This window comes from Kluyvera fluvialis (genome assembly GCF_059725275.1).
The window spans coordinates 2716308-2741820 of the sequence record NZ_AP046142.1 but is presented as its reverse complement, the minus strand read 5'-3'; the positions used below and the strand labels follow the sequence as shown (position 1 = coordinate 2741820).

Here is a 25513-nt window from a genome sequence, read left to right as displayed (position 1 = left end):
ATCCCAAATGACTTTGCGGGATGCAAAACCAATCTACGGGCATCGCGGCGCAATTTCAGCAAAATAGCTACCGATACGGCTGGTATTGGCAAAGTAGTGTTGCATTTCTGGAACAGACGACGCCATTGTGTAGGCCACGCCAAAGCAGGGGATTTGGGTGAGGGCAACGCCGCTATCAAACAGTACTCGGCTTGCTGTGATATCCTGCATCAGGTTGAATTCCTGATTATCTTTCCAGTCGTAGCTGTTTCCACCAAGCCAGATAACATGAATTTTGCTGATGATTTCCGGTGCGAGGAGAAGCGCGTTAGCAATATTGGTCGGTGCGGCTATGGCCAGCACATGCAGGGTTTGTGCAGCCGTTCTTGCCCGATGAATCAGATCCTCTACTGCTGCGGATATTTCTGGTTGGTCGCGTTCTTTGAGATAACATGTGGAGCCGTGCAGGACTCGTGGCATGTCTTCACGCGCAGGGAGTTTTTCCAATACGCGATGGATCTCATCAACGCTCAATTGCATTCCCGTGGCGGGATTGTCAACGTAGGTGTGTGAACCTTCTTTGCCGAAATAGTGATTGGTAAACGGTGCAGCATAGATGGCTTGTAAATCGAGGCGTTCAGGGTGCAGGAACGCCCAGGCGATAGCCATTTGATCGTCAATCTCATTATAGGTATTGCTATCAATAACGATGGGAACTTTGCCATTAACGGGTAGGGTAGTTAAGGCAATACGTTGTGCTGATGTGAGTTCAGGCCAGTGGGGACTTAACATAATTATTGTTCCTTCAGTCAGAAGTTATAGGCCAGGCGATAAATGACAATGTCGCCATATCCGTCTGCACCGAGTTTGTTATAAAAATATCGGTACATTAATGTGGTAGATATATGCGGCATTATTTTCCAGATAATATTCAGGCCGCCGTTTGAATCATTTGCGCCGTAATTGTTATATGTGTAATCATCATTAAAATCAATTTCATTCCAGCTAACAGTAAAAATATTCAGGTCGTTAATATCATAAGTGGGGCCGAAATTACTGTGGGCGGTAATGTATTGTTGAGCAATACAGGGCTTAAACCACCATCCCTCAGTTTTAAGATGGGTATAGCCAAGCCCAATAAATTGATTCGTCTCTTTAACATCGGGGCTTTGCGAATTATAGGCTTTTGTAAATAGACTGGCACCCGTTTTCCAGAGATACGTCTGGAACTCACCATTAGTGGTTTGCCCTTGGTTGCCTTCATCATCAGTTGTTCGGCGTACGACGTGAACGCCAGGCATGGTGATAAAGCTACAAAGGCAAATCTATTCGTTTCCTTATGTTTTGATTTGTAGGGTATTGCCAATGTTTGGCAGAATGTCGTCTTTCTAATACACATTTCATGTGATGGCAAATTTGCTACCGCCTGGTTGCTACCTTTCCCTCCAGGTAAGCCGCAGGAAAAAAGAGAACGTATTGTCTCTCCAGGAAGGAATATAGTGAAAGCGGTGAACTCAATCGTATTAAAAGATTCTAATATGCAAGCCTTTTTATATTTATCATTTGGCGTTCTTTCGCCAATATCAAGGGCTTTAACAAGCGTGGGTATTTGCACGGCGCTTTTTCTTTAGTTGCATGTAAATATAATGGAGGTGTTGTTTTTTATAATGGGCAGGAATCAAGCGATCGTTTTTTACTGGTGCAATTACTCCGGGTTACCCTGGAATAATGGGGTAAATATAAAACCAATAATAGCACCTTCAACAAATGAAAGAATAATATCGACATAATGACACCCAGGCATGTTGTCCAAGTGGGGAGGCTTGTCGATTAACAGCAGAATTAATCATTTCATATTCATGTCTGATATCGCTAGCGGTGCATATGGTATCACTATCAGAGAACGACTCCGTTGCGCCTTGTTCTGTCAATTACGCTTCGCACTTCCTTCCATGTTGCCTGCTTTCACCGTAAAATTAATGAGATAACCCATAAAGAAAGTAGACACATGCAATCTTTCGCACAAGTACAACGTCGCCGTGACCGATACTGGCTAACCATTTTGTCGTTGCTGTTATTGGCGATGATCCTGATTGGCCTGTGTGCTGGCGAACAGTGGATTGTTCCTGGTGAATGGTTTAGCGCGAAAGGGCAGCTCTTTATCTGGCAGATTCGTCTGCCGCGCACGCTGGCAGTGGTGCTGGTGGGGGCGGCGTTGGCGCTTTCCGGTGCGGTGATGCAGGCGCTATTTGAAAACCCATTGGCGGAGCCAGGTTTGCTTGGTGTGTCCAACGGCGCAGGAGTAGGGCTTATCGCGGCGATTATGCTCGGTCAGGGCAGTTTACCTGGCTGGATGCCTGGGCTGGCGGCGATTATCGGCGCGTTATTGATAACCGCTATTTTGATGCGCTTTGCCCGTCGGCATCTTTCAACCAGCCGACTCCTGCTCGCAGGTGTGGCGCTGGGAATTATTTGTAGCGCGTTAATGACGTGGGCGGTCTATTTTTCAACCTCATTTGATCTACGCCAGCTGATGTATTGGATGATGGGCGGCTTTGGTGGCGTTGACTGGCAGCAACTGTGGCTGATGGTGGCGCTACTGCCGGTGATTGCCTGGGTCTGTTTTCAGTCACAGCCGCTCAACCTGTTGGCGCTGGGGGAAACCTCTGCGCGTCAGTTGGGCGTCCCGATTGCGCTATGGCGAAAACTGCTGGTGATGGCGACAGGCTGGCTGGTGGGAGTTAGTGTGGCGCTGGCGGGAGCAATAGGCTTTATTGGGCTGGTTGTGCCGCATATGCTGCGCCTGTGCGGCTTAACCGACCATCGGGTGCTGTTGCCTGCCAGCGCACTGGCAGGGGCGAGCACGCTGCTGTTTGCCGATATCATCGCGCGGTTGGCGCTGTCCGCCGCTGAATTGCCTATTGGCGTTGTCACCGCAACGCTGGGCGCGCCAGTCTTTATCTGGCTACTATTAAAGGCCGGGCGCTAGACAAGACACACACTGAAAAGAGGATCCTATGCAAACCACCATTCTGAACACGCCTATCACCACGATTGATGGCGAACACACCACGCTGGAGGCTTACAAAGGCAAGGTGCTACTGATAGTCAATGTGGCTTCAAAGTGTGGCTTAACGCCACAGTACGAGCAACTGGAAGCCTTACAGACCTCGTTGCAGGATCAAGGCTTCACGGTGCTGGGCTTTCCGTGCAACCAGTTTCTGGGGCAAGAACCTGGCAGCGAAGAAGAAATTAAAACCTTCTGTAGCATGACCTACGGCGTGACTTTCCCGCTGTTCAGTAAGATTGATGTGAATGGTGAAAACAGACATCCGTTGTATCGCCAGTTGACCGAGATTGCGCCAACGGCGATTGCCCCACAGGGCAGCGGCTTCTATGAGCGTATGGCGAGCAAAGGGCGCGCTCCGGCACATCCTGGCGATATTCTGTGGAATTTTGAAAAGTTCTTAGTTGGTCGCAATGGTGAAGTACTTCATCGTTTCTCGCCGGATATGACACCGGATGACCCAACGCTGACCGCCGCAATTAAGCAGGCACTTGCACAATCATGATGCCATTGATGCAGCTTCAGGATGTTAGCGAGAGCGGGCGGCTGTACGGTATTAATGCCGATGTTGGCCACGGTGAGATAATCCACCTCGTAGGGCCAAACGGTGCGGGCAAAAGCACGTTACTGACTCGAATGGCGGGGTTGAGCCGTGGGCAGGGCGTGGTCACGCTGAATGAACAACCGCTTGATGAATGGTTTGCACCAACGCTGGCACGCCATCGGGCCTATTTGTCCCAGCATCAGTCGCCGCCGTTTGCGATGCCCGTCTGGCAATTCCTGATGCTGCATCAACAACAAAATCCAGATACACCTGTGGCTGTCCATGTCACCAATGCGTTGGGATTAAGCAATAAACTTGGCCGTAATGTGCATCAGCTTTCCGGCGGCGAATGGCAGCGGGTAAGGCTTGCTGCGGTGATTTTACAAATACATCCTGAGGTGAATCCGCAAGGGCAACTGCTGTTGTTGGATGAACCGATGAATAGCCTTGATGTCGCCCAACAGGCCGCGCTAGATACGCTATTGATTGAACTCTGCACGTCAGGTATTACTATTGTGATGAGTAGTCACGACCTAAACTATACGTTGCGTCATGCTAACCGCGCATGGTTATTATGTGATGGGCGAATGATTGCCAGTGGTGATACTGACACAGTAATGCAGCCGGAGAATTTAACCACTGCATATAATATGGTCTTTCAGCGATTGGAATTAGCCGGTCATCAAATGCTCATTTATGATGGCAACGGCGAAAAATAGCTCATACACCTACTTAATGGCGGGGCATTGCTTGCCAGTCGATTGCTAATCGATATAATTTGTTAGCTGATTATAAATACAGAGGATTCGCTGGATATGCGTTTCTGGACTCTCTTTCTCGTGGCATTCATTTTAGCCGGGTGTAGCAGCCATCGCGCTCCACCGCCGAATCCCCGCCTGGCGGATCCTATTACCGTTATTGCCAGCCTGAACGATCAGCTGCAAAACTGGCATGGTACGCCTTATCGCTACGGCGGCATGAACCGGGGTGGGGTGGATTGTTCGGCTTTTGTGCTGGTGACCTTCCGTGACAAATTTGAAATGCAGTTGCCAAGGGAGACGCGTAAGCAGGCGCAAATTGGCACAGAAATAGATAAAGACGACCTCTTACCCGGTGATTTAGTGTTTTTTAAAACCGGAGCCGGAGAGAACGGATTGCACGTTGGCATTTATGATACCGATAACACATTCATACATGCCTCAACGAGTAAAGGTGTTACACGATCATCACTTAACAACGTTTACTGGCGTAAAAACTTCTGGCAAGCCAGGCGAATTTAACCAAAAAGGGAAAGGAGGCGAAATGCCTCCTTTCCCTTTTTTGTCACACATAAATTTTAAAATTAATAGCCCGCTATATTCTCATTTTGTTAAACGAGTTCATGAAACTTAAGGTTGATTGTGTTAATCCATTACTTTCGATTACAATCATTACGATCCAGTGACGGAGCAATGAAATAAAAAAGGAACCGATGAAAGTAATAACTACCGCACCCATTACCGTAGGTTTTTTGCTTTGTGACGTTAGGAACCCGGACATGACTTTTAGTGAAGGGCAGTCGCAATGATTGTAACGCTGGATAATACGTATTGTTCTCAATTGTTTTTCCTTCCCGCCAGAAATAGCGAAGGGCAACTTGTTGGCCTAAAAGTGGTTAGCCAGTTTAGCGGGCTAGATAATCACATTCGCATCCCAACTAATCTGGTTCTGCCGCGACTAACCCTGCAAGAAGAAATTACGCTATTCCAGGAAAAACTGGATCAGCTCACCACCTGCCAGCTATTTTTCCTTCAGCATGGTCTTAAAGCGTGGATTGCCATTTCGCCCGGCATTGCGGATGCGCTGCTCACTCAAGATGAGCTGGCTGCCAGCACCCGGCGTTTCTCTTTTCTCGAATTAGCCGTCAGTGAACGCTTTCATGGGTTGAATGATATTGACGAAAATCATTCGCTCAGCAAGTTAAGTCAATATTTCCCATTGGTTCTCAGTGACTTTGGCTCAGGCGATGCGTCAACCAAAGCGATTTTCGCCGGAATTTTTCAGCGTATCGTGCTGGATCGCAACTTCGTTCAGCGCCAGGCGAAATCCACCTCTTTTGAGCCATTTATGCGCGCCATTGTCAGCCAGATCCAGCCCTATTGTCAGGGCGTGATGATCTCCGGTATTGACGATGAGGATCTCCGCCAACGTGTGATGCCTTACGGTTTTAGCGGTATGCTCGGTGGCCTGTGGCCACTGGTTCCTGAGTCGTTACTAATAACATTAGTGCAACGATAACCACACCTTTAGCCGGGTGTTTAACGCCCAGTAACCCAATACACTACGGGCAGGAGGAACCATGAACCTGTCATTTAACACCCGCTGGCGCGACGAGCTGCCAGAGTTTTACCAATCGCTATCGCCTACGCCGTTGCACAATGCCCGCGTTATTTGGCACAACGCGCCGTTAGCGCGTGAATTAGCGATCCCTGAATCTCTGTTCACGCCTGAACATGGCGCTGGCGTATGGGGCGGCGAAGCCTTGCTGCCAGGCATGTCACCACTGGCGCAGGTCTACAGCGGCCACCAGTTTGGCGTATGGGCTGGTCAATTGGGCGATGGCCGAGGTATTTTGCTGGGCGAGCAACAACTGGAAAACGGCAAATCGGTAGACTGGCACTTAAAGGGTGCAGGGTTAACGCCGTATTCCCGTATGGGGGATGGTCGCGCAGTGTTGCGCTCAACGCTACGCGAAAGCCTGGCGTCGGAGGCGATGTATGCGTTAGGGATCCCGGGTACTCGCGCTTTGGCGGTGGTCGCAAGCGACACGCCAGTGCAGCGAGAAACCGTCGAAACCGGTGCGATGCTGATGCGTATTGCCGAAAGCCACATCCGTTTTGGTCACTTCGAACATTTTTACTATCGCCGTGATAATGACAGCGTGCGTAAGTTGGTTGAGTTCACCCTCCGTCATCATTGGCCGCATTTACAGCAGCAAACTGACCGCTATGCCTTGTGGTTTGAGGATGTTGTCACCCGTACCGCGCAGATGATTGCGCGCTGGCAAACGGTCGGTTTCGCTCATGGTGTGATGAATACCGACAATATGTCGATTCTTGGCCTGACAATGGATTACGGCCCGTTCGGTTTCCTGGATGACTATCAACCGGGTTTTATCTGTAATCATTCCGACCATCAGGGGCGCTACAGCTTTGATAACCAACCGGCGGTAGGCCTGTGGAACTTGCAACGCCTGGCGCAAACGCTGTCACCGCTGATATCGGTTGAGGCGTTGGATTCGGCGCTTGATCATTACCAGTCTGCGTTATTCCGTGAATATGGCCAGCGGATGCGCCAAAAGCTTGGGTTGTTTAGCGAAGAAAAGGGCGATAATGACCTGCTAAACGGGCTGTTTGCATTGATGGAACGCGAGGGCAGTGATTATACCCGTACCTTCCGTCTGCTGAGCGAAACGGAACAGCATAGTCACGCATCGCCGCTACGCGATGAGTTTATTGACCGGGCAGCGTTTGACGACTGGTTTGCTCAGTATCGCCGACGTTTACAGCAAGAGCAGGTTGATGATGCACAGCGCCAACAGGCAATGAAACAGGCTAACCCTGCGTTGGTATTGCGTAACTGGCTGGCACAACGGGCTATCGAACAGGCGGAGAAAGGCGATTACCAGGAGTTGCATCGGTTACACGCTGCGCTGCGCGACCCGTGGAGCGACCGCGAGGATGACTACAGTCGACGTCCGCCAGACTGGGGGAAAGGGCTTGAAGTGAGCTGTTCAAGCTAATCACCACTGCTGCGCTGCTCAAGGCGGCGCAGCTACTTAGTCAAAATGAGTTTTCCTGCCTGAGTTTGACGCAGCAAATATTGCTGCTCGCCGTGCTGAATAATTAAGCGACCTTCCTGGCCTAACAGCATCTGGCTGTCGATTCGACGATCGCTGGAGAGAGGGCGTGGGGTGTTATCCGTTTGCGGTTTTTGTTTTGCGCAAGTATCCATTAGCGACATTTTTCATAATGCAAATCAATGTAACAATGATAACCATTATCAGTATTCAATAAGTTAACCGCAAGTGTTATTTATCAGTATGTTGAGTCAGCAGGGGGAGTAAGGGGAAATTGCCCGCCGACTAGCGGGCAAAAAACTACAGACGGGTGGCGACCGCAGCGGCCAGTTTTTCCAGCAAAATCTCAGTATCTTCCCAGCTCAGGCAAGGATCAGTAATCGACTGCCCGTAAGTCAGTGGCTGATCGGCAATGATTTTTTGCGTCCCTTCGCGCAGGAAGCTCTCCGCCATAATGCCCGCAATGGCCGACGATCCATTGCGGATCTGTTGGCAGATATCATCACAGACCTCTAATTGGCGACGATGCTGTTTCTGGCAGTTACCGTGGCTGAAATCGACCACCAGATGCTCCGGCAGGTCAAATTCATGCAACGTATCACATGCAGCAGCAATATCATCTGCATGATAGTTCGGTTTTTTACCGCCACGCATGATGATGTGCCCGTAAGGATTACCGCTGGTCTGGTAAATGGTCATCTGGCCGTTTTTATCCGGCGACAGGAACATATGGCTGGCGCGCGCGGCGCGGATAGCGTCTACGGCAATACGCGTGTTGCCATCCGTCCCGTTTTTAAAACCAACCGGGCAAGAGAGCGCAGAAGCCATTTCGCGGTGAATCTGGCTCTCCGTCGTGCGTGCACCAATCGCGCCCCAACTGATTAAATCGGCGATAAACTGACCGGTCACCATATCCAGAAACTCGGTCGCGGTTGGCACGCCCAGCGTGTTGACCTGGAGCAGCAGCTTGCGCGCCTGCTCAATGCCGTGATTCACGCGATAGCTACCGTTGAGGTCTGGATCAGAAATTAATCCCTTCCAGCCCACCACGGTGCGCGGTTTCTCAAAATAGGTGCGCATCACGATTTCCAGCTCGCCCTGGTGTTTTTCACGCAGCGTCTGCAAGCGACGGGCATAATCCATCGCCGCATCCAGGTCGTGAATAGAACATGGGCCGACAATAGCCAACAGGCGGCGATCTTCACCGTTAAGGATTTTTTCAATCCGTCGGCGCGATGCGGTAACGTGTGCCGCAACATCGGGCGACACAGGGTATTGCTGAGCAAGTTCAGCTGGCGTAATCAAGCTCTCAATGCGAGCAGTACGCAGTTCATCGGTCTTATTCATGGGATCTCAAAAATTTGTTGCTTCACCAGTCAATACGCTGGGAAGTGATGCACATCACGATAAACCAATTCATGGTTATTTCAAGAGTCGTCAACGTGTGATAACCGTAACACAAATTACTGACTCATTGAACTAGTTTGATGGTACATACTGCAAGCCCAAAATTCTAGTCTGGCTGAGACATGCCAAACCAAAGCGCATTAAACAGGTAATTGAGCGAGTCCGCTTCAATGATTCGGTTTAAGGGATGCGCCTGTGCTTGATACCAGAAGGGCAGTACCCACGGGCAACGCGTGGCGAGCGGTGAGTCAAATTCTCCGGTGATAGCGATAACCGGCTGGCCAATATTAAGCAGTTTTTCGGCAGCATACAGGCAGAGCGGATTGTTGCCGGTACGGGAAACAATAAACGAGAGATTTGTCGCGGGCAGATTGTTGAGATGATCGTCCTCTACGTAATGAAACGTTCGCGTCGTTTTCCTGCTACAGGAGAGTTTGCGGGCGGCAATATGTGCATAAGGGAGATTATTGCCGGTGGCGTAGATGTCGATATGGTTGGCATTGCGCAACGCCATTAAGGCTTGCTGAAAGTGGTTATTGGCTGATTGCAGCAAACGACGATTTTCAAAACAGATGATTTTATTTAATTCTGTTAAGAATATCTCATTTGTCATATTACTTTCATTGAAATTAGCGAGAAAGAAGGCAGTGTCGGGATAGCCATTTTTTAAGTCCGTCACGGTTTGGAGTTTAAAATCGCTAAAGCCATTAAAACCTAATTTACGCCCCAGGCGGTTTAACGTTGCCGCACTCGTCCACGTTAGAGCCGCGAGTTTTTCTGCGCTGTGCTGGGTGATAGCTTGCGGATGTAGACGTAAATAGTTGAGGATGCGCTGCTCTTGAGGGGTAAACTTAATTAATGGCCAGCTAAAATAGTCCATATATCCTCTCGCAATGAAAGAACCTTTCAGAAGTATAAATAATCTTCGCAGAAAAAATGAAAGATTCAACCTTTATTTTATTGAGGGTTGCTTCGCTTTGTCGCTATCGATTATAAGTCAATTAAGGTTTATTGGGGTTGATGGAAATTCAGCGCGTTTGTTATTTTACTCTGCATACTAAATGGAACAGTTAAATGAATAACGGTAAATCTTCGATCGAGAGATTATCTGATTTTGTCGTTAACCTTCTGGCGCGCCCAATGATCCGGTTTGGCGAGTATCCGGCGGTCAGTTCGGTGCGCGATGGTTTAGTGGCGACAATCCCTCTCATTATTATTGGCAGTCTGTTTTTATTATTATCGATGCTAGGGCAGGACAACACGTTCAGTAGCCATAAACTATTGCCTTTTTTGGCGCCGTACTCAGCCGTAATGGTACTGTTTTTCCAGCTTACTATGGGGTTTATGGCGCTGTATGCGGCAGTTGCCATTGGTATTATTTATGCCGGAAACCTCAATGTTGACCGGGTTGGTGCGGCGCTCCTGGCGTTATCCTCGTTTATTCTTTTCAATATTAATGACATCAGTTCAGGGATGAATGTCAGTGGATTTGGCGCAGGAGGCTTGTTTACCGCGATAGTCAGTTCGCTGCTCAGTATTCGGTGTTATGCTTTGTTTTTACAGCATAAAATAGTAATCAAAATGCCAGAAGGCGTACCACCGAATGTTGTCAACGCCTTTGTGGCGTTAATTCCCTACAGCGTTATTTTGACCGTGTTTTGGTTGCTGCGCTCTGGTTTTAATTTCGATTTCACGCAGTTCTTAAATGCCTCATTGGTTCCGTTCGTTAATGCCTCTGATAACGTAGTGATGTTTATTATTATAAAATTTATCACACTACTGCTGTGGAGTGTGGGTATGCATGGTGACAATATGCTGTCGCCAGTGGTATCCCCCATGCTTTATCAATGGGTCAGTGATAATGCTAAAGCGGTGTCCGAAGGGGTGGGCTTAACCCAATTACCGCATATCTGGACAACCGTGGTTGACCGAATGAGCGTCTGGCCGGCAGCGGTATGGAGCGTATTATTTTTAATGTGGCGCTCGCCGGTTAAATCAGCAAAACAGTTAGCCGTTATGGCGACGCCAGCCGCCGTCTTTACGATTATTGAGCCGATTGTCTTTGGGCTGCCGCTGGTATTAAATCCGTTTTTAATTGTGCCCTTTATTCTCTCTGGCACTGTCGGTTCACTGATTACTTATGTGGTATTCGATCTGCACTGGATTAATCGCGTATTTGTAGAGTTACCGTGGGCGACCCCTCCATTTATTTCTGGCTATATCGCCACTGGTGGAGATTGGCTCGCGCCATGCATTGTATTCATTAATTTTCTGGTTGGCGTGGTTATCTATTATCCCTTCTGGAAGGCGTGGGAAAAATCACAGTTAGTAAAAAATTAATTGTCTAATTTAAGAGGTTATTATGTTGAATATAGCATTTATTGGCTATGGGAATAGTGTGCTCAATTATCATCTGCCGTATCTGGCAAGGATGAATAATATTTGCGTAAAGAAAATATTTCGCCGTGAAGAAGACAGACAAAACGATCGTGAAACTGAAACATGGTATCCCGCCATCACCTTCACTTCGCAGCTTGATGATCTCTGGGATGACCCAGAAATAGAATTGATTGTGGTGAGCACACATGTCGATACCCATGCGGAATATGCGATAGGGGCGTTACAGCATGGCAAACATGTGCTGGTTGAAAAGCCATTTGCCAATAATACCACCGAGGCACAACAGGTTTTTGCGCTGGCGAAAGAGAAGGGCTTGATTGCGATGGCGAACCAAAACCGGCGGTTTGATGCTGATTTCCTGACTCTGAAAAAAGTGCTCGAAAGCGGCAAGCTAGGCAACATTGTCGAACTGCAATCGCATTACGACTATTTTATGCCGGAAAAAGTGAAACCCGGATTTGGCAAATTGTACGGTTTAGCGGTACACACGCTCGACCAAGTCTGGTCCTATTTCGGCAAGCCTGACCGCGTGGTTTATGACGTTCGCAGTATCTACTTCCCCGGCGAAAATGATGATTTTGTCGATATCGATTTGTTCTATGGCGTCACCAAAGTCACCATCAAATGCAGCGATTTTGTGAAGAAAACTCCAGCGAAATTTAGCGTCTACGGTGACAAAGGGTGTTTTATTAAAAATAGCAGCGGTCATCAACACAAAAATTCGCACGGACCCACGACGGTGAGTTTCACACCGGAAGCGCAAGAGAATTGGGGGGAGCTTTATTATCGCGATGAAAGCGGTAATGACTGCCATGAGCGTATCCCTTCCGAAGTGACCGATTACGGCTTGCTTTATCAGGCACTGTATCAGTCCATTCGCCACGGGGCGGATAAACCGGTTCAGGATGATGAAGTGCTTGGCGTGATGGGCCTGCTGGAGCAGGGGATGGTGGCCGCTAAAAATCAATATCGAGGGGCGTAGTCATGCGAATTGGAACAGTCGGTACGGGTGCTATTGTCGCGCAGTTTATTGCCGCCGCGCAGTCTGTGCCTGGCGTTTGTATTAACGGCGTCTATTCTCGTGATTTGGCGCGGGCACAGTCGTTCGCACAGCAGCACCAGGTAGCGCGTGGTTACGACAGCTACGAAGTGATGCTGACGGATGACAATATTGATGTGATTTATATCGCTTCCCCCAACAGCCTGCATTTCGCCCATTGCCACCAGGCGTTAACGGCGGGGAAACATGTTATCTGTGAGAAACCGTTCACCTCGACGGCGGCAGAGCTGCGGGAATTGATAACCCTTGCGAAACAGCAAAAGGTGATGCTATTTGAGGCCATCTCGGTCATTCATATGCCGAATTTTGCACTAATCCGCCAGTACCTTTCGGCCTTAGGGCGTATCCGAATGGTGCAGTGTAACTACAGTCAACTCTCATCGAAATACCCAGCATTTTTGGCAAATCAGCAGCCCAACGTATTTACCGCCGAGTTTTCTGGCGGCGCGCTGATGGACATTAATATTTATAATCTGCATTTCGTGGCCGCATTGTTTGGCGCGCCGCAGCAGGTCAATTATATCGCCAATATGAACAAGGGCATTGATACTTCGGGAATCGTGACGATGCGTTACCCGGATTTCGTTGCCGTGTGCAGCGGGGCAAAAGATTCATTCAGCCTGAATTTCGCCCAGATTCAGGGCGAAAAGGGTTATCTCAACGTGGTCGGGGGAATTAACGGCTGCGCGCAGATTGACCTGCAAACCGCCGAGCATAGCGTTACCTTGAATGGTCAACTACCTGAGAATCGCCTGACGCCGGAGGTGCGAATTTTTAGTGAACAGTTCGCGCAGCAACGTTATGAGGAGTGCTACACCGCGTTAGCGCATAGCCTGAAGGTGATGGAAATACTGGATGCCGCGCGTCACTCTGCGGGAATGGTTTTTTCTGCCGATAAGGCGCACTAACCATTATCACTGGAGCGGTGGCAGCCAGCGCTCCAGTGTTACGCGTTAATACATACGGCGGCTTAATCCCATGATATCGAGGATTTTGGTCGCTATTTCCTCAACCGAATAATTAGTGCTATTAATCCACGGAATTTGATGGCGACGGTAAAGCGCTTCGACTTCTGCCACTTCCATTCGGCATTGGCGCATAGAAGCATAGCGGCTATTTTCCCGACGTTCTTCCCGTATTGCCGCCAGGCGTTCCGGGTTAATGGTTAAGCCAAATAGTTTGTGCTGTAACGGCTTTAATGACGCTGGCAGCACTAAATTATCCATATCGTCGGCAATAAACGGGTAGTTGGCGGCGCGAATACCAAACTGCATAGCCAGATAAAGGCTGGTCGGTGTTTTTCCACAGCGCGACACGCCCAACAAAATGACCTGCGCCTGGTCGAGGTTACGCAACGAAATACCGTCATCGTGCGCCAAAGTGTAATCAATGGCGGCAATACGCGCGTCGTACTTGGTTAGATTACCGGGCGTTAAACCGTGGGTGCGATGGGCAATTGGCGTAGGGTCGAGCTTGAGTTCTTCTTGCAATGGTGCAACTAACGCTTGCACGATATCCTGACAAAAACCTTCACATTGCAGAATAATGTCGCGAATTTCGGGAATAACGATGGAATAGAAGACCAGAGGGCGCACGCCCGTTTGCTGGTAGATAGCGTCTATCTGTTCTTTCACCGCCCTGGCTCGACCTTCGCTTTCGATAAACGGCAAAGTAATGCTGTTTATCGCCACGGGAAACTGTGACATCACCGCATGACCGAGAACTTCCGCGGTAATGGCCGTACCATCGGAAATATAAAATACCTGGCGATCGACTGCGCTTTCCATTCTGTGTGGCTCCCGTTAACCATCCCAAAGATTAAATTAAATTTAACCACAATCGCGCGGTATTTGTCGTGAAATAAAAATGGAACGCTATTTTTATTTTTAATGAAATGCCCATTTCATTTTTTAAACACCAGCAGTAGACCGCCGTTTATTGTGCCTTTTTAACCGAATCAGTAGGTTATGAATAACCAGGAATCAATCCTAAAAAGTAAAAAAATAATTTGCTTACTCGATTCACCGTTTTTTTCAGCCGTTTAAATATGCGAGGATATTTTGAGTAGTCAGTCGTTTCTTATCACTGCTTCTTTAATCAAAAAAGGATTGTCTCGATGTCCAACAATGGCTCGTCACCGCTGGTGCTGTGGTACAACCAACTCGGCATGAATGATGTAGACAGAGTTGGAGGCAAAAATGCCTCCTTGGGTGAAATGATTACTAATCTGTCCGGGATGGGGGTGTCTGTACCCAACGGATTTGCTACCACTGCCGATGCGTTTAATCAGTTCCTTGATCAGAGCGGTGTGAATCAGCAGATCTATCAACTGTTGGATAATACCGATATTGATGACGTTACCGCGCTGGCGAAAGCTGGGGCGCAGATCCGCCAGTGGATCATCGACACTCCTTTCCAGAGCGAACTGGAACAGGCTATTCACGACGCGTATAACCAGTTGGCGGCGGACAACGCCAATGCCTCCTTTGCCGTGCGCTCATCCGCCACGGCAGAAGACATGCCTGATGCCTCTTTCGCCGGCCAGCAGGAAACATTCCTTAACGTGCAGGGCTTTGACGCGGTGCTGGTGGCGGTTAAACACGTCTTCGCCTCGCTGTTTAACGACCGCGCTATCTCTTACCGCGTCCATCAGGGTTACGATCATCGCGGTGTGGCGCTTTCGGCGGGCGTGCAGTTGATGGTGCGCTCTGATTTAGCCTCGTCCGGCGTGATGTTCTCTATCGATACCGAATCCGGCTTTGATCAAGTGGTGTTTATCACTTCCGCCTGGGGCCTGGGGGAAATGGTCGTGCAGGGCGCAGTGAACCCGGATGAGTTCTACGTGCACAAACCGACGCTGGCGGGCGGCCGCCCAGCTATCGTTCGCCGCACGATGGGGTCGAAAAAGATTCGCATGGTTTATGCTCCAACGCAGGAGCATGGCAAACAGGTGCGTATTGAAGATGTGCCGCAAGCGCAGAGCGATATCTTCTCGTTGACCGACGATGAAGTGCAGGAACTGGCGAAACAGGCGGTACAGATTGAGAAGCACTATGGTCGCCCGATGGACATCGAATGGGCAAAAGACGGCCATACTGGCAAGCTGTTTATCGTCCAGGCGCGCCCGGAAACCGTGCGTTCGCGTGGGCAGGTGATGGAGCGTTATACGCTGCATTCACAGGGGCGTATTGTCTCTGAAGGCCGCGCCATCGGTCATCGCATTGGTGCGGGGCCGGTGAAAGTGATTCAGGACATCAGCGAAATGAACCGTATCCAGCCGGGCGATGTGCTGGTGACTGACATGACTGACCCGGACTGGGAACCTATCATGAAAAAAGCGGCGGCGATCGTCACCAATCGTGGCGGGCGTACCTGCCATGCGGCGATTATCGCTCGTGAGCTGGGCATTCCAGCTGTGGTAGGCTGTGGTGATGCCACCGAACGTATGAAAGATGACGAAAAAGTTACCGTATCCTGTGCGGAAGGCGATACCGGCTATGTTTACGCTGACTTGTTGGACTTTAGCGTAAAAAGCTCCAGCGTCGATACCATGCCGGAACTACCGCTGAAAATCATGATGAACGTCGGCAACCCAGACCGCGCGTTTGACTTTGCCTGCCTGCCAAACGAAGGCGTTGGTCTGGCGCGTCTGGAATTTATCATCAACCGCATGATTGGCGTGCACCCACGTGCGCTGCTGGAGTTTGACGACCAGGAGCCTAAGCTGCAAAACCAAATTCGCGAGATGATGAAAGGTTTTGACTCGCCGAAAGAGTTTTACGTTGGGCGTCTGACGGAAGGGATCGCAACGCTTGGTGCGGCATTCTTCCCGAAACGCGTGATTGTGCGCCTGTCTGACTTTAAGTCTAACGAATACGCCAACCTGGTGGGCGGCGAGCGTTATGAGCCGGAAGAAGAGAACCCAATGCTCGGCTTCCGTGGCGCGGGCCGCTATGTGTCTGATAGCTTCCGTGATTGCTTCGCGCTGGAGTGCGACGCGGTGAAACGCGTACGTAATGACATGGGGCTGACCAACGTCGAAATCATGGTGCCGTTTGTGCGTACCGTTGAGCAGGCGAAAGCAGTGGTGGATGAGTTGGCGCGTCAGGGGCTGAAACGCGGCGAAAATGGGCTGAAAATCATCATGATGTGTGAGATTCCGTCCAACGCCTTGCTGGCAGAACAGTTCCTCGAACATTTCGATGGGTTCTCCATCGGCTCGAACGACATGACACAGCTTGCGCTGGGTCTTGACCGTGACTCTGGCGTGGTTTCCGCGCTGTTCGATGAACGTAACGACGCGGTGAAAGCGCTGCTGTCGATGGCGATTCGCGCGGCGAAAAAGCAGGGTAAATACGTCGGGATTTGTGGTCAGGGGCCGTCCGACCATGAAGACTTTGCCGCCTGGCTGATGGAAGAAGGGATCGACAGCCTGTCGCTGAACCCCGATACCGTCGTGCAGACCTGGCTAAGCCTCGCTGAACTGAAAAAATAAAGCGCTGTGACGCTAAAATCCCGGACATTGCGTTCGGGATTTTTTTTATCTATCACGCTTTGCGGCTGACCACGCATTGCAGGTCAACGGCTAAAAACGCAGCGGAACCGAGTGTGGTAGACAAAAAAAAGCCCTTCGTGGGAGAAGGGCAAAGACTACACACAGCAATTCGGTGTTTCACTCAGGGGATATATAAATCAATAGGTTGATTTAGTACCTTGAGGTTTATAGTAGGCATGTGCGTTTTTTGCGTCGATCGGATTCGTCCCAATAGTTAAATAAATGTGAATGATTATCGAAGTGGGTCGCAAATCGGGGAAGGTTAGGTCGGGGAAACGTCTGGATATATCAATTTATCTTAAGTAAAAGGCGGGATTGCCCCGCCTTTCGTTTATCTTACTGTTTCGGATAATTATTCTGTTCTAGCTCGGTCAGCTCCTCAAGAACCTGATCGGGGTCCGTAGACGGCGGTGGAACTTCATGCAGCCAGGCATCGAACAGACGCCAGGAAACCGCCAGCAGCACCGGGCCGATAAACAGGCCAATCATCCCGAAAGCGACCAGCCCCCCGATAACACCGGAAAGAATCAGAATCATTGGCAGGTCTGCGCCCATACGAATCAACATCGGGCGAATCACGTTATCCATCGTACCGACGACGCAACTCCACACCAGCAGCACCGTGCCCCAGGTGGTATCGCCCGTCCAGTACAGCCAGATAATGCACGGGACGAGCACAATCAATGGCCCCAGTTGCACCAGGCACGAGAAAATCATCACCACGGTGAGCAATGTCGCGTAAGGCACGCCAGAGATGCCAAGGCCAATCCCGCCCAGCACCGCTTGCACCAGCGCGGTGACTACCACGCCCAGCGCCACGGCGCGAATCGCTTGCCCAGCGAGCAGCACGGCAGCATCACCGCGTTTTGCCGCCAGACGGGTAGCGAAATAGCGCATACCGAAGGCGACTTTTTCCCCTTGCCAGTACAGCAGTGCGCTAAACAACAGCATTAAGGCGCTGTGCATCAGGAAGCGCCCAATATGCGCCGCCTGGCCAACAAACCAGGTTGTGGTCGTGCCGAGGTAAGGACGAACTTTGGCCATCAATGCGCTGCCGCCCATGTCCAGCAGGCTATGCCAGCCGCTGTAGAGCTTCGCGCCAACAAACGGAATGCTGTTTAGCCAGGCAAGGTCTGGCAGGGTTAATGTGCCGTTGGTCATGGAATGTACCAGCGGTGCGCTGCCGTCTACCAGGCTGTTTACCAATAGCGCGATAGGGATAACGAACAATAAAAATAATAGTAACGTCATCACCAATACGGCGAGTGAACGTCGGCCAAAAAGGCGGCGTTGCAGCCAAATTAGCACCGGCCAGGTGGCAATAACGATGGTGGATGCCCAGGCGAATCCCAGAATAAATGGCTGCACAATCCATAAACAAGCGATGATCATCAGCGCTATAAACAGCACTGATAGCAGTATTTGTGGAATATCACGAGGCCGAGGAATCGTGTTCATAAATAAGTTTTACCTTCTGTTGCTGGTCAGACGTTTGACTCAGCGTAAATCCATTCATTGATAATAATATCAATAAATTCCCGCCGCTGATTCTGCGACAAAAACTACCGGGCGCATAAGAAAAAAATGTGATAAAACGATAACTGCACAACGCAAACGATTAATTATCTATCCACATCATCTTTACCGTCTGCCGCTCGCGAGCAGTCTGGTGAGATTTTGTGCGTACAACACAACACTCAGAAAGGGTCAAACGTAATGATCCCACAGATTTCCCAGGCACCTGGCGTGGTTCAGCTGGTGCTGAATTATTTACAAGCACTGGAGCAACAAGGTTTTACCGGCGATACCGCCACCCGATACGCCGACCGGCTGACGATGGCGACCGATAACAGTATCTACCAGCTTCTCCCTGATGCGGTAGTATTCCCTCGTTCCACTGCTGATGTCGTCCTGCTAGCGCGCCTGGCAGAAGATGAACGCTTTAAATCCCTGATTTTCACACCACGCGGCGGCGGCACGGGTACTAATGGGCAGTCGCTGAATCAGGGCATCATTATTGATATGTCCCGCTATATGAATCGCATCATTGAAATCAACCCGAAAGAGGGATGGGTGCGCGTTGAAGCGGGGGTCATTAAGGATCAGCTTAATCAATATTTGAAACCTTATGGCTATTTTTTTGCACCGGAGCTGTCAACCAGTAACCGCGCTACGCTCGGTGGGATGATTAATACCGATGCCTCTGGGCAAGGTTCTCTGGTATACGGTAAAACCTCCGACCATGTGCTCGGTGTTCGCGCCGTGCTGCTGGGCGGCGATATTCTCGATACCCAGCCTGTGCCGGTGGCGCTGGCTGAAACCCTGGCGAAAGAGCAGTCGGCGGCGGGGCGAATTTATCGCACCGTCTATGAACGCTGCCGCGATAACCGCCAACTGATTATCGATAAATTCCCCAAACTGAACCGCTTCCTGACTGGCTATGATCTACGCCATGTGTTTAACGACGCGATGAGCGAATTTGACCTCACCCGCGTGTTAACCGGCTCCGAAGGTACGCTGGCGTTTATCACCGAAGCGCGGTTGGACATCACGCCGCTTCCGAAAGTGCGCCGCGTGGTGAATATCAAATATGACTCTTTTGATTCCGCGCTGCGTAACGCGCCATTTATGGTTGAAGCCCGCGCGTTATCGGTTGAAACCGTGGATTCGAAAGTGCTCAATCTGGCACGGGAAGACATTGTCTGGCATTCGGTGAGTGAACTGATTACCGATGTGCCCGACAAAGAGATGTTAGGGCTGAATATCGTTGAATTTGCCGGTGATGATGAAGCGCTGATTGAAAGCCAGGTCACCGCGCTGTGCCAGCGTCTGGATGAGTTGATAGCCCAGCATGAAGGTGGCGTAATTGGCTGGCAGCGTTGCAATGAACTCGACGGTATTGAGCGTATTTATGCGATGCGTAAAAAAGCGGTTGGCCTGTTGGGCAACGCCAAAGGGGCGGCGAAGCCGATTCCTTTTGCCGAAGATACCTGTGTGCCACCGGAACATCTTGCGGATTATATCGTTGAGTTTCGCGCATTGCTGGATAGCCACGGCCTGAGCTACGGCATGTTTGGTCACGTTGATGCGGGGGTGCTGCACGTGCGCCCAGCGCTGGATATGTGCGACCCGCAGCAAGAGATTTTAATGAAGCAGATCTCCGATGACGTAGTGGCACTGACCGCAAAATATGGCGGGCTGCTGTGGGGGGAGCACGGCAAAGGCTTCCGTGCGGAATACAGCCCGGCCTTTTTCGGTGAGCAACTGTACGGCGAGCTGCGTAAAGTGAAGGCCGCGTTCGACCCGAATAACCGCCTGAATCCGGGTAAAATCTGCCCGCCAGAAGGCGTTGACGCGCCAATGATGAAAGTGGACGCGGTAAAACGCGGAACCTTCGATCGCCAGATTCCCGTCACCGTGCGTTCTTCGTGGCGTGGGGCAATGGAGTGCAACGGTAACGGTCTGTGCTTCAACTTTGACGCTAAAAGTCCGATGTGCCCGTCGATGAAAATTTCGAATAATCGGATGCATTCACCGAAAGGGCGAGCGACGCTGGTGCGCGAGTGGTTGCGGCTGCTCGCCGATCGCGGCGTTGACCCGCTGCTACTGGAGAAAGAGCTGCCGGAGCAACGTGCTAGCCTGCGTTCGTTGGTCGAGCGGACGCGCAATAGCTGGCACGCACGCAAAGGTGAGTATGATTTCTCGCACGAAGTGAAAGAGGCCATGTCGGGCTGCCTGGCCTGCAAAGCCTGCTCGACACAGTGCCCGATTAAAATCGACGTGCCGGAGTTCCGCTCGCGCTTCTTACAGCTTTACCACACGCGTTATCTGCGCCCGGTACGCGACCATCTGGTGGCGACGGTGGAAAGCTACGCGCCGCTGATGGCCCGCGCGCCCAAAACCTTTAACTTCTTTATGAGCCAGCCACTGGTGCGGAAGCTGTCGGAAAAACATATCGGTATGGTTGATTTACCGCTGTTGTCCGTGCCTTCGCTGCAAAAACAGATGGTGACGCATCGTTCGGCTAACCTGACGCTGGAACAGCTAGAAGCGCTGACCCCAGAGCAAAAAGCGCAGACGGTGCTGGTTGTCCAGGATCCGTTCACCAGTTATTACGATGCCCAGGTAGTGACTGATTTTGTTCGTCTCATCGACAAACTGGGGCTGCAACCGGTGCTGCTACCGTTCTCGCCGAATGGTAAAGCGCAGCATATTAAAGGCTTTGTGAACCGCTTTACCAAAACGGCGCAAAAAACGTCGGAATACCTCAACCGAGTGGCGGCATTAGGAATGCCGATGGTCGGTGTCGATCCGGCGTTAGTACTTTGTTATCGTGACGAATATAAGCAGGTGTTGGGCGATAAACGCGGCGATTTCAACGTGATGCTGGTACATGAATGGCTACCGCAAGTGTTAGATCAACAAGAAAGTGCGCTTCTGGTGGGGGAGCCGTGGTATTTGTTCGGTCACTGTACTGAAGTCACCGCGTTACCAACGGCAACCAAACAATGGGCCTCTATTTTCGCCCGTTTCGGCGCGAAGCTGGAAAACGTTAGCGTTGGCTGTTGCGGGATGGCCGGAACCTACGGTCATGAAGTAAAAAATCACGCGAACTCGCTGGGCATTTACGCACTTTCCTGGCAGCAAGCGATGCAACGCCTGCCACGCAACCGTTGCCTGGCGACAGGGTATTCCTGCCGCAGTCAGGTGAAGCGCGTTGAGGGCAATGGGGTGCGCCATCCGTTACAGGCTTTACTGGAGATTATTGGGTGATCTGGAAACGACAAACGACGCTGGCCACGCTCAATGGCTTGGGCGAAGGCAATATGGTTGGGCTACTGGATATTCAGTTTGAGCATTTGGGCGATGACTCACTGGAGGCGACTATGCCAGTCGATCAACGAACGCATCAGCCTTTTGGTTTGTTACACGGTGGCGCATCGGTCGTGCTGGCGGAAACGTTGGGTTCTGTTGCCGGTTATTTGTGTACCGAAGGGGAGCAGCGAGTCGTTGGGCTGGAGGTGAATGCTAACCATATTCGCTCCGTACGCAGTGGGCGAGTGCGCGGTGTTTGCAAAGCGTTACACGCCGGGCGTCGCCATCAGGTCTGGCAAATTGAAATCTTCGATGAGCAGGGGAATTTATGTTGTTCGTCGCGGTTAACCACGGCGGTCGTGTGATGTGGCGGGGTTAATAAGCTCGACACAACGCTGGGAGTCGCACCGATTTCCTTACGGGCCGTGGGAATTGTGAAGGGGGCGCGGTTGCCCCCTTTGTCCGTTCACCGGTACATAGATTTCATATTCTGCAAAAAATTCTGCGCTTAACTGACAAGCATCAGGCATCCTGCCAGGCTATTTTGTGCCTACTGCACCAGGGCATCTGGGGCAATGTTCATGTTTTTCAACACCGGCCCCATAATGTTGCCAAAAATGGGGGCGGCAACCGACCCGCCAAAGTGAGTGCCTGCCGTCGGGTTATTCACCACGACCACCAATGCGACTTCAGGATGGCTCACCGGAGCCACGCCAGCGGTGTAGTTCACATAGCCACCGTCATATTTACCGCTGTCACCGAGTTTCTCTGCTGTACCCGTTTTGGTCGCCAGCCGATACCCCGGTACTGCGGCTCTAACGCCACTGCCGCCCGGCAGAACATCGCTTTCCATCATATGAACGACCGTTTTCACCGTCTCCGGATTGGCCACTTGTTGGCCGATAACCGGAGGCGTGACTTTGGTTATCGACAACGGGCGATAAACGCCGAATGACCCAAGCGTGGCATACTCACGCGCAATCTGGAGTGGCGTAACCCGCAAGCCGTAGCCGAATGAGAACGTCGCTCGTTCAATATCTGCCCACAGCCGACGGTGCAGCGGGAAATATCCCACGCTCTCGCCGCTAAGCCCCAGGTCGGTTGGTTTACCCAGCCCAAAAGCCTGGTAGGTATCGACCAACGCCTGTGCGGGCATCGCCAACGCGATATGCGACACGCCGATATCACTCGATTTTTGCAAAATACCGGTAGGCGTTAGCTGCGGCCAGTGACCGACATCGCGAATAAGATGCCCGTTCACGCGATATGGCGTGGTATCCAGCAAGGTATTGGGCTGAATGATATGACGCTCCAGCCCTTCGACGATCACCAACGGTTTGACTGTGGAACCTGGCTCGAAGCTGTCGTTAATGGCCACATTGCGCATTTGCGTTTGGGTGGCATCATCAAAATTATTGGGGTTATACGATGGATAGGACGCCATCGCGAGGATCTCGCCGGTATCAATTTTGACCAGCACCGCCGCACCGGAGTCAGCTTTATTCAGTAATACGCCATCGCGCAATTTGCTGTATAGCGTGTACTGGTCAAATTTATCAATACTCAACTGCACGGTAGGGGGCTGTTTGGGAGCCTCGTAATCTAATACGCTAATAATTCCGCCAGCGGCGTCTTTGCGATAGACCTCTTTCCCCGGCTGACCGTGCAAAATAGCATCGTAACCGCGCTCAACCCCGTTCAATCCCGTATTATCTGCGCCAACAATGCCTATTAAAGGAGCCGCCGCTTCGCCCATCGGATAAAAGCGGCTGTCATCGTACACCTCAGTAATCCCTTTAATATGCAGATTGGTAATGTCTTTGGCGATCCCTAGCTCAACTTTTCGCCCAAGAAATAGAAAGTGGCGGTGTGCATTCTGATAAATCTTGCTCGCGATTTGGTTGGGTGTGGTATTCAGTGCCGAGGCGAGATACTGCCATTTGGGGTCGTGGAAATTAGGGGTTTGCTCGACGATTTTTTCCGGGTCGGCAACAACATCACGTGACGGCACGCTCATCGCCAGGGCATCACCGTTGCGATCCACCAGAGTTCCACGGTTTGTTGGTAGTACCACGGTGCGCAGTGAGCGCTGATCGGCCTCGCGGGCAAGCATGGGGTGGTTTAAAAATTGCAGGTCTGCCACTCTCACCAACAAAATTGCCAGGCAACAAAGAATGCCAACACAGATTATTATGTAACGAGACGTAATAAATGATTCTTTATTTTGTTTTTCTGTCGAATTTCTTTTCATTTGTAACATGAAACCATCTGAATTTTGTTTTTATAATCTGATGCCAGCAGGTCACCGATTTAACGATGACCCCAATAATGCGATAAAGATATCCATTTCGCAGGCGAGTTGAGAAACAGTCTACAGACAACATCATTGAGAACAAGCAATTAAGTTAACATATTATTTCAAAAGCAATGGCTTGATATATTTTAGTGAGATCGGGTGCAGTGCTATCAGCAACACACCGACGCCGCTGAACACCTAACAATATTCCGCGCCCATTGATGCAACGGCAGTCACCCAAATGTGTAAACGGTAACTTTTAGCTATCGCGGGGGAACATAATGTTCATCAAAATTTTTGCTTAAAATATAAGCAGTCAGCGAAAATACTCGTAAAGCGGTGGGCGACCAACGCCCTTGCAGCATCCACACCGTTGAACACTGGGCAGCGACGTGCAGAGGATTGCGGCGTTTTCTGGTTTACACTTGGGGAAGAGGGGGCTTATGAGCAATAAACGTTAGCCGCACTGGGGCCACGTAAGCCGTTAATTCGGCAAAACTCGACGCGCACGCCGGGGATGAGAATGTCTGAATCTGAGGGGTTAACGGCTGAGATGTGAAGCTGAACGTCTTTACGACCATCTGAAGGGGTGATGAGACCTTTTCCACTTTTTCCATCGAACGATTTGACAATACCTGTCATTTTACTAGGCAAATAATTTCCTTGCTGGTGATAATGCGCTGCACTATACGCAGGGAAAAAAATAAAGCCAGCGTTATTATTATCTTTACCACTAAGACTCCTGGACGGCTAAAATAAGTGTTGCTTAATCTGTAACCTCGTGCGTTAATGAATGCCTCGGTTTGAAAAACAGACCCCAAACTAAGTAGTTTACTAAAGTAGCTCTCATCATCAGGCGTTATTCCTAATATTCCTTCTTTTGAGCCTCTCCACTAAGCACGAAGTCGTTCTGTAATAAAGACCCTATTCGCCGTAAAGGCTTAAATTAAGGATATGATTGATGTCTAATCAGCAGGCTGGTTTAGTAAAATGGTTTAATGCAGATAAAGGTTTTGGTTTTATCTCTCCTGACGACGGTAGCAAAGATGTGTTTGTGCATTTTTCTTCTATCCAGGGCGTTAAAGACCAGCTTTTATTTGAAGGCCAAAAAGTTCAGTTCGTGATTGAGAGCGGAGCAAAAGGCCCGGCGGCAACACAGGTTGTCATCGTAGGTTAATTTATTCTGACTTCTGTTTTTTTGCGATAACGATGACGGTTTTGACCCGAGTAGACAGAAATACAGAAGTGAGAGATATCAAAAGGTATACTATTATGAAAAAAATGCCATTATATGTTCCGCTGTACATCATAGACGACGTAAGCGGTTTGTTTATTAAAGTGAATCTCTGAGGACGATGAAATTACAGATACTATCCACTTCCGTTGCCCTCATTGTCACGGTTCTCAATACCGAACCTCTATATTTGATGTGACGGCAAAAAATCCGTTTGGTGCAAAATGCATCTTCTGTAAATCAGCAATGATCACCTTTGATAACATTGACTTGCATCTACAGTCAGGCCAAGCGCGCATTGATTATCGAAAATAAACG

At 50.2% G+C, this 25513-nt stretch carries 23 protein-coding genes and 1 other RNA gene; 14 read left to right on the top strand and 10 right to left on the bottom strand.

The window, feature by feature from the left end; all coding sequences use genetic code 11:
- Positions 1-33: 33 nt before the first annotated feature.
- Entirely contained in the window at positions 34-771 is a 738-nt protein-coding gene (locus tag AC6I4B_RS12995; RefSeq protein ID WP_497765645.1) for a nucleoside hydrolase, read from the bottom strand.
- Positions 772-788: 17 nt separating this feature from the next.
- Positions 789-1280, bottom strand: a complete 492-nt coding sequence (locus AC6I4B_RS12990) for a nucleoside-specific channel-forming Tsx family protein (protein WP_497765644.1) — start codon at positions 1278-1280, stop codon at positions 789-791.
- 707 nt (positions 1281-1987) lie between these two features.
- Here AC6I4B_RS12990 and btuC point away from each other — a divergent pair.
- From btuC to selO, 6 genes are all read left to right on the top strand, one after another.
- Positions 1988-2968: a vitamin B12 ABC transporter permease BtuC gene (gene btuC / locus AC6I4B_RS12985; RefSeq protein ID WP_497765643.1), complete on the top strand. Its 981-nt coding sequence runs from the start codon at positions 1988-1990 to the stop codon at positions 2966-2968.
- A 28-nt stretch (positions 2969-2996) separates the two neighbouring features.
- Complete coding sequence (locus AC6I4B_RS12980; RefSeq protein WP_497765642.1) at positions 2997-3551, top strand: glutathione peroxidase; 555 nt, start codon at positions 2997-2999, stop codon at positions 3549-3551.
- Positions 3548-4309, top strand: a complete 762-nt coding sequence (gene btuD / locus AC6I4B_RS12975) for a vitamin B12 ABC transporter ATP-binding protein BtuD (RefSeq protein ID WP_497765641.1) — start codon at positions 3548-3550, stop codon at positions 4307-4309. The genes AC6I4B_RS12980 and btuD overlap by 4 nt, the downstream gene beginning before the upstream one ends.
- Positions 4310-4405: 96 nt before the next feature.
- Positions 4406-4870, top strand: a complete 465-nt coding sequence (locus AC6I4B_RS12970) for a C40 family peptidase (protein WP_497765639.1) — start codon at positions 4406-4408, stop codon at positions 4868-4870.
- A 283-nt stretch (positions 4871-5153) separates the two neighbouring features.
- Complete coding sequence (locus AC6I4B_RS12965; RefSeq protein WP_497765638.1) at positions 5154-5867, top strand: EAL domain-containing protein; 714 nt, start codon at positions 5154-5156, stop codon at positions 5865-5867.
- Positions 5868-5928: 61 nt separating this feature from the next.
- Positions 5929-7371: a protein adenylyltransferase SelO gene (gene selO / locus AC6I4B_RS12960; protein ID WP_497765637.1), complete on the top strand. Its 1443-nt coding sequence runs from the start codon at positions 5929-5931 to the stop codon at positions 7369-7371.
- Positions 7372-7403: 32 nt separating this feature from the next.
- Here the strand turns inward: selO and hemP are convergent, their stop codons facing one another.
- From hemP to AC6I4B_RS12945, 3 genes are all read right to left on the bottom strand, one after another.
- A complete protein-coding gene (hemP, locus tag AC6I4B_RS12955) occupies positions 7404-7583 on the bottom strand; it encodes a hemin uptake protein HemP (protein ID WP_497765636.1) in 180 nt (59 codons plus the stop codon).
- A 145-nt stretch (positions 7584-7728) separates the two neighbouring features.
- Positions 7729-8775, bottom strand: coding sequence for a 3-deoxy-7-phosphoheptulonate synthase AroH (gene aroH, locus AC6I4B_RS12950; RefSeq protein ID WP_497765635.1), 1047 nt, complete (start codon positions 8773-8775; stop codon positions 7729-7731).
- 166 nt (positions 8776-8941) lie between these two features.
- On the bottom strand, positions 8942-9784 hold the full coding sequence (locus AC6I4B_RS12945; RefSeq protein WP_497765634.1) for a MurR/RpiR family transcriptional regulator: 843 nt from the start codon (positions 9782-9784) through the stop codon (positions 8942-8944).
- A 125-nt stretch (positions 9785-9909) separates the two neighbouring features.
- On the opposite strand from AC6I4B_RS12945, the gene AC6I4B_RS12940 reads away from it, so the two are divergent.
- From AC6I4B_RS12940 to AC6I4B_RS12930, 3 genes are read left to right on the top strand one after another with little or no spacing between them, the layout of a single operon-like run.
- A complete protein-coding gene (locus AC6I4B_RS12940; protein WP_497765633.1) occupies positions 9910-11175 on the top strand; it encodes a PTS sugar transporter subunit IIC in 1266 nt (421 codons plus the stop codon).
- A gap of 22 nt (positions 11176-11197) precedes the next feature.
- Positions 11198-12217 (top strand): Gfo/Idh/MocA family oxidoreductase, encoded by a 1020-nt coding sequence (locus AC6I4B_RS12935; protein ID WP_497765631.1) that lies wholly within the window; start codon positions 11198-11200, stop codon positions 12215-12217.
- Between the two features lie 2 nt (positions 12218-12219).
- A complete protein-coding gene (locus AC6I4B_RS12930) occupies positions 12220-13203 on the top strand; it encodes a Gfo/Idh/MocA family protein (RefSeq protein ID WP_497765630.1) in 984 nt (327 codons plus the stop codon).
- A gap of 45 nt (positions 13204-13248) precedes the next feature.
- On the opposite strand, the gene ppsR is transcribed toward AC6I4B_RS12930, so the two are convergent.
- A complete protein-coding gene (gene ppsR / locus AC6I4B_RS12925; RefSeq protein ID WP_497765628.1) occupies positions 13249-14082 on the bottom strand; it encodes a posphoenolpyruvate synthetase regulatory kinase/phosphorylase PpsR in 834 nt (277 codons plus the stop codon).
- Between the two features lie 329 nt (positions 14083-14411).
- On the opposite strand from ppsR, the gene ppsA reads away from it, so the two are divergent.
- Positions 14412-16790: a phosphoenolpyruvate synthase gene (ppsA, locus tag AC6I4B_RS12920; protein ID WP_497765627.1), complete on the top strand. Its 2379-nt coding sequence runs from the start codon at positions 14412-14414 to the stop codon at positions 16788-16790.
- Between the two features lie 120 nt (positions 16791-16910).
- Here the strand turns inward: ppsA and rprA are convergent.
- Together rprA and ydiK are read right to left on the bottom strand one after the other, a co-directional pair.
- Positions 16911-17010, bottom strand: an RNA gene (gene rprA / locus AC6I4B_RS12915) — antisense sRNA RprA.
- A 176-nt stretch (positions 17011-17186) separates the two neighbouring features.
- The gene (gene ydiK / locus AC6I4B_RS12910; protein WP_497765625.1) at positions 17187-18308 is read right to left on the bottom strand and encodes an AI-2E family transporter YdiK; all 1122 of its coding nucleotides are present in this window, start codon (positions 18306-18308) and stop codon (positions 17187-17189) included.
- Between the two features lie 258 nt (positions 18309-18566).
- Here ydiK and ydiJ point away from each other — a divergent pair, with 258 nt between their 5' ends.
- Complete coding sequence (ydiJ, locus tag AC6I4B_RS12905) at positions 18567-21623, top strand: D-2-hydroxyglutarate dehydrogenase YdiJ (RefSeq protein WP_497765624.1); 3057 nt, start codon at positions 18567-18569, stop codon at positions 21621-21623.
- Positions 21620-22030: a 1,4-dihydroxy-2-naphthoyl-CoA hydrolase gene (gene menI, locus AC6I4B_RS12900; RefSeq protein ID WP_497765622.1), complete on the top strand. Its 411-nt coding sequence runs from the start codon at positions 21620-21622 to the stop codon at positions 22028-22030. The genes ydiJ and menI overlap by 4 nt, the downstream gene beginning before the upstream one ends.
- 185 nt (positions 22031-22215) lie before the next feature.
- Here menI and AC6I4B_RS12895 read toward each other — a convergent pair whose 3' ends face one another.
- Positions 22216-23916: a penicillin-binding transpeptidase domain-containing protein gene (locus AC6I4B_RS12895; RefSeq protein WP_497765621.1), complete on the bottom strand. Its 1701-nt coding sequence runs from the start codon at positions 23914-23916 to the stop codon at positions 22216-22218.
- Positions 23917-24402: 486 nt separating this feature from the next.
- Positions 24403-24615: a cold shock-like protein CspF gene (cspF, locus tag AC6I4B_RS12890; protein WP_497765619.1), complete on the bottom strand. Its 213-nt coding sequence runs from the start codon at positions 24613-24615 to the stop codon at positions 24403-24405.
- A gap of 307 nt (positions 24616-24922) precedes the next feature.
- Here cspF and AC6I4B_RS12885 point away from each other — a divergent pair, with 307 nt between their 5' ends.
- On the top strand, positions 24923-25138 hold the full coding sequence (locus AC6I4B_RS12885; protein WP_497765618.1) for a cold shock domain-containing protein: 216 nt from the start codon (positions 24923-24925) through the stop codon (positions 25136-25138).
- A gap of 183 nt (positions 25139-25321) precedes the next feature.
- Positions 25322-25510 (top strand): cold shock small protein YmcF, encoded by a 189-nt coding sequence (ymcF, locus tag AC6I4B_RS12880; RefSeq protein WP_497772145.1) that lies wholly within the window; start codon positions 25322-25324, stop codon positions 25508-25510.
- Positions 25511-25513: the final 3 nt, after the last annotated feature.

Coding starts and splice junctions, on each gene's coding strand:
- AC6I4B_RS12995 (WP_497765645.1), bottom strand. CDS start 771: ATGTTAAGTCCCCACTGGCCTGAACTCACATCAGCACAACGTATTGCC.
- AC6I4B_RS12990 (WP_497765644.1), bottom strand. CDS start 1,280: ATGCCTGGCGTTCACGTCGTACGCCGAACAACTGATGATGAAGGCAAC.
- btuC (WP_497765643.1), top strand. CDS start 1,988: ATGCAATCTTTCGCACAAGTACAACGTCGCCGTGACCGATACTGGCTA.
- AC6I4B_RS12980 (WP_497765642.1), top strand. CDS start 2,997: ATGCAAACCACCATTCTGAACACGCCTATCACCACGATTGATGGCGAA.
- btuD (WP_497765641.1), top strand. CDS start 3,548: ATGATGCCATTGATGCAGCTTCAGGATGTTAGCGAGAGCGGGCGGCTG.
- AC6I4B_RS12970 (WP_497765639.1), top strand. CDS start 4,406: ATGCGTTTCTGGACTCTCTTTCTCGTGGCATTCATTTTAGCCGGGTGT.
- AC6I4B_RS12965 (WP_497765638.1), top strand. CDS start 5,154: ATGATTGTAACGCTGGATAATACGTATTGTTCTCAATTGTTTTTCCTT.
- selO (WP_497765637.1), top strand. CDS start 5,929: ATGAACCTGTCATTTAACACCCGCTGGCGCGACGAGCTGCCAGAGTTT.
- hemP (WP_497765636.1), bottom strand. CDS start 7,583: ATGGATACTTGCGCAAAACAAAAACCGCAAACGGATAACACCCCACGC.
- aroH (WP_497765635.1), bottom strand. CDS start 8,775: ATGAATAAGACCGATGAACTGCGTACTGCTCGCATTGAGAGCTTGATT.
- AC6I4B_RS12940 (WP_497765633.1), top strand. CDS start 9,910: ATGAATAACGGTAAATCTTCGATCGAGAGATTATCTGATTTTGTCGTT.
- AC6I4B_RS12935 (WP_497765631.1), top strand. CDS start 11,198: ATGTTGAATATAGCATTTATTGGCTATGGGAATAGTGTGCTCAATTAT.
- AC6I4B_RS12930 (WP_497765630.1), top strand. CDS start 12,220: ATGCGAATTGGAACAGTCGGTACGGGTGCTATTGTCGCGCAGTTTATT.
- ppsR (WP_497765628.1), bottom strand. CDS start 14,082: ATGGAAAGCGCAGTCGATCGCCAGGTATTTTATATTTCCGATGGTACG.
- ppsA (WP_497765627.1), top strand. CDS start 14,412: ATGTCCAACAATGGCTCGTCACCGCTGGTGCTGTGGTACAACCAACTC.
- ydiK (WP_497765625.1), bottom strand. CDS start 18,308: ATGAACACGATTCCTCGGCCTCGTGATATTCCACAAATACTGCTATCA.
- ydiJ (WP_497765624.1), top strand. CDS start 18,567: ATGATCCCACAGATTTCCCAGGCACCTGGCGTGGTTCAGCTGGTGCTG.
- AC6I4B_RS12895 (WP_497765621.1), bottom strand. CDS start 23,916: ATGAAAAGAAATTCGACAGAAAAACAAAATAAAGAATCATTTATTACG.
- AC6I4B_RS12885 (WP_497765618.1), top strand. CDS start 24,923: ATGTCTAATCAGCAGGCTGGTTTAGTAAAATGGTTTAATGCAGATAAA.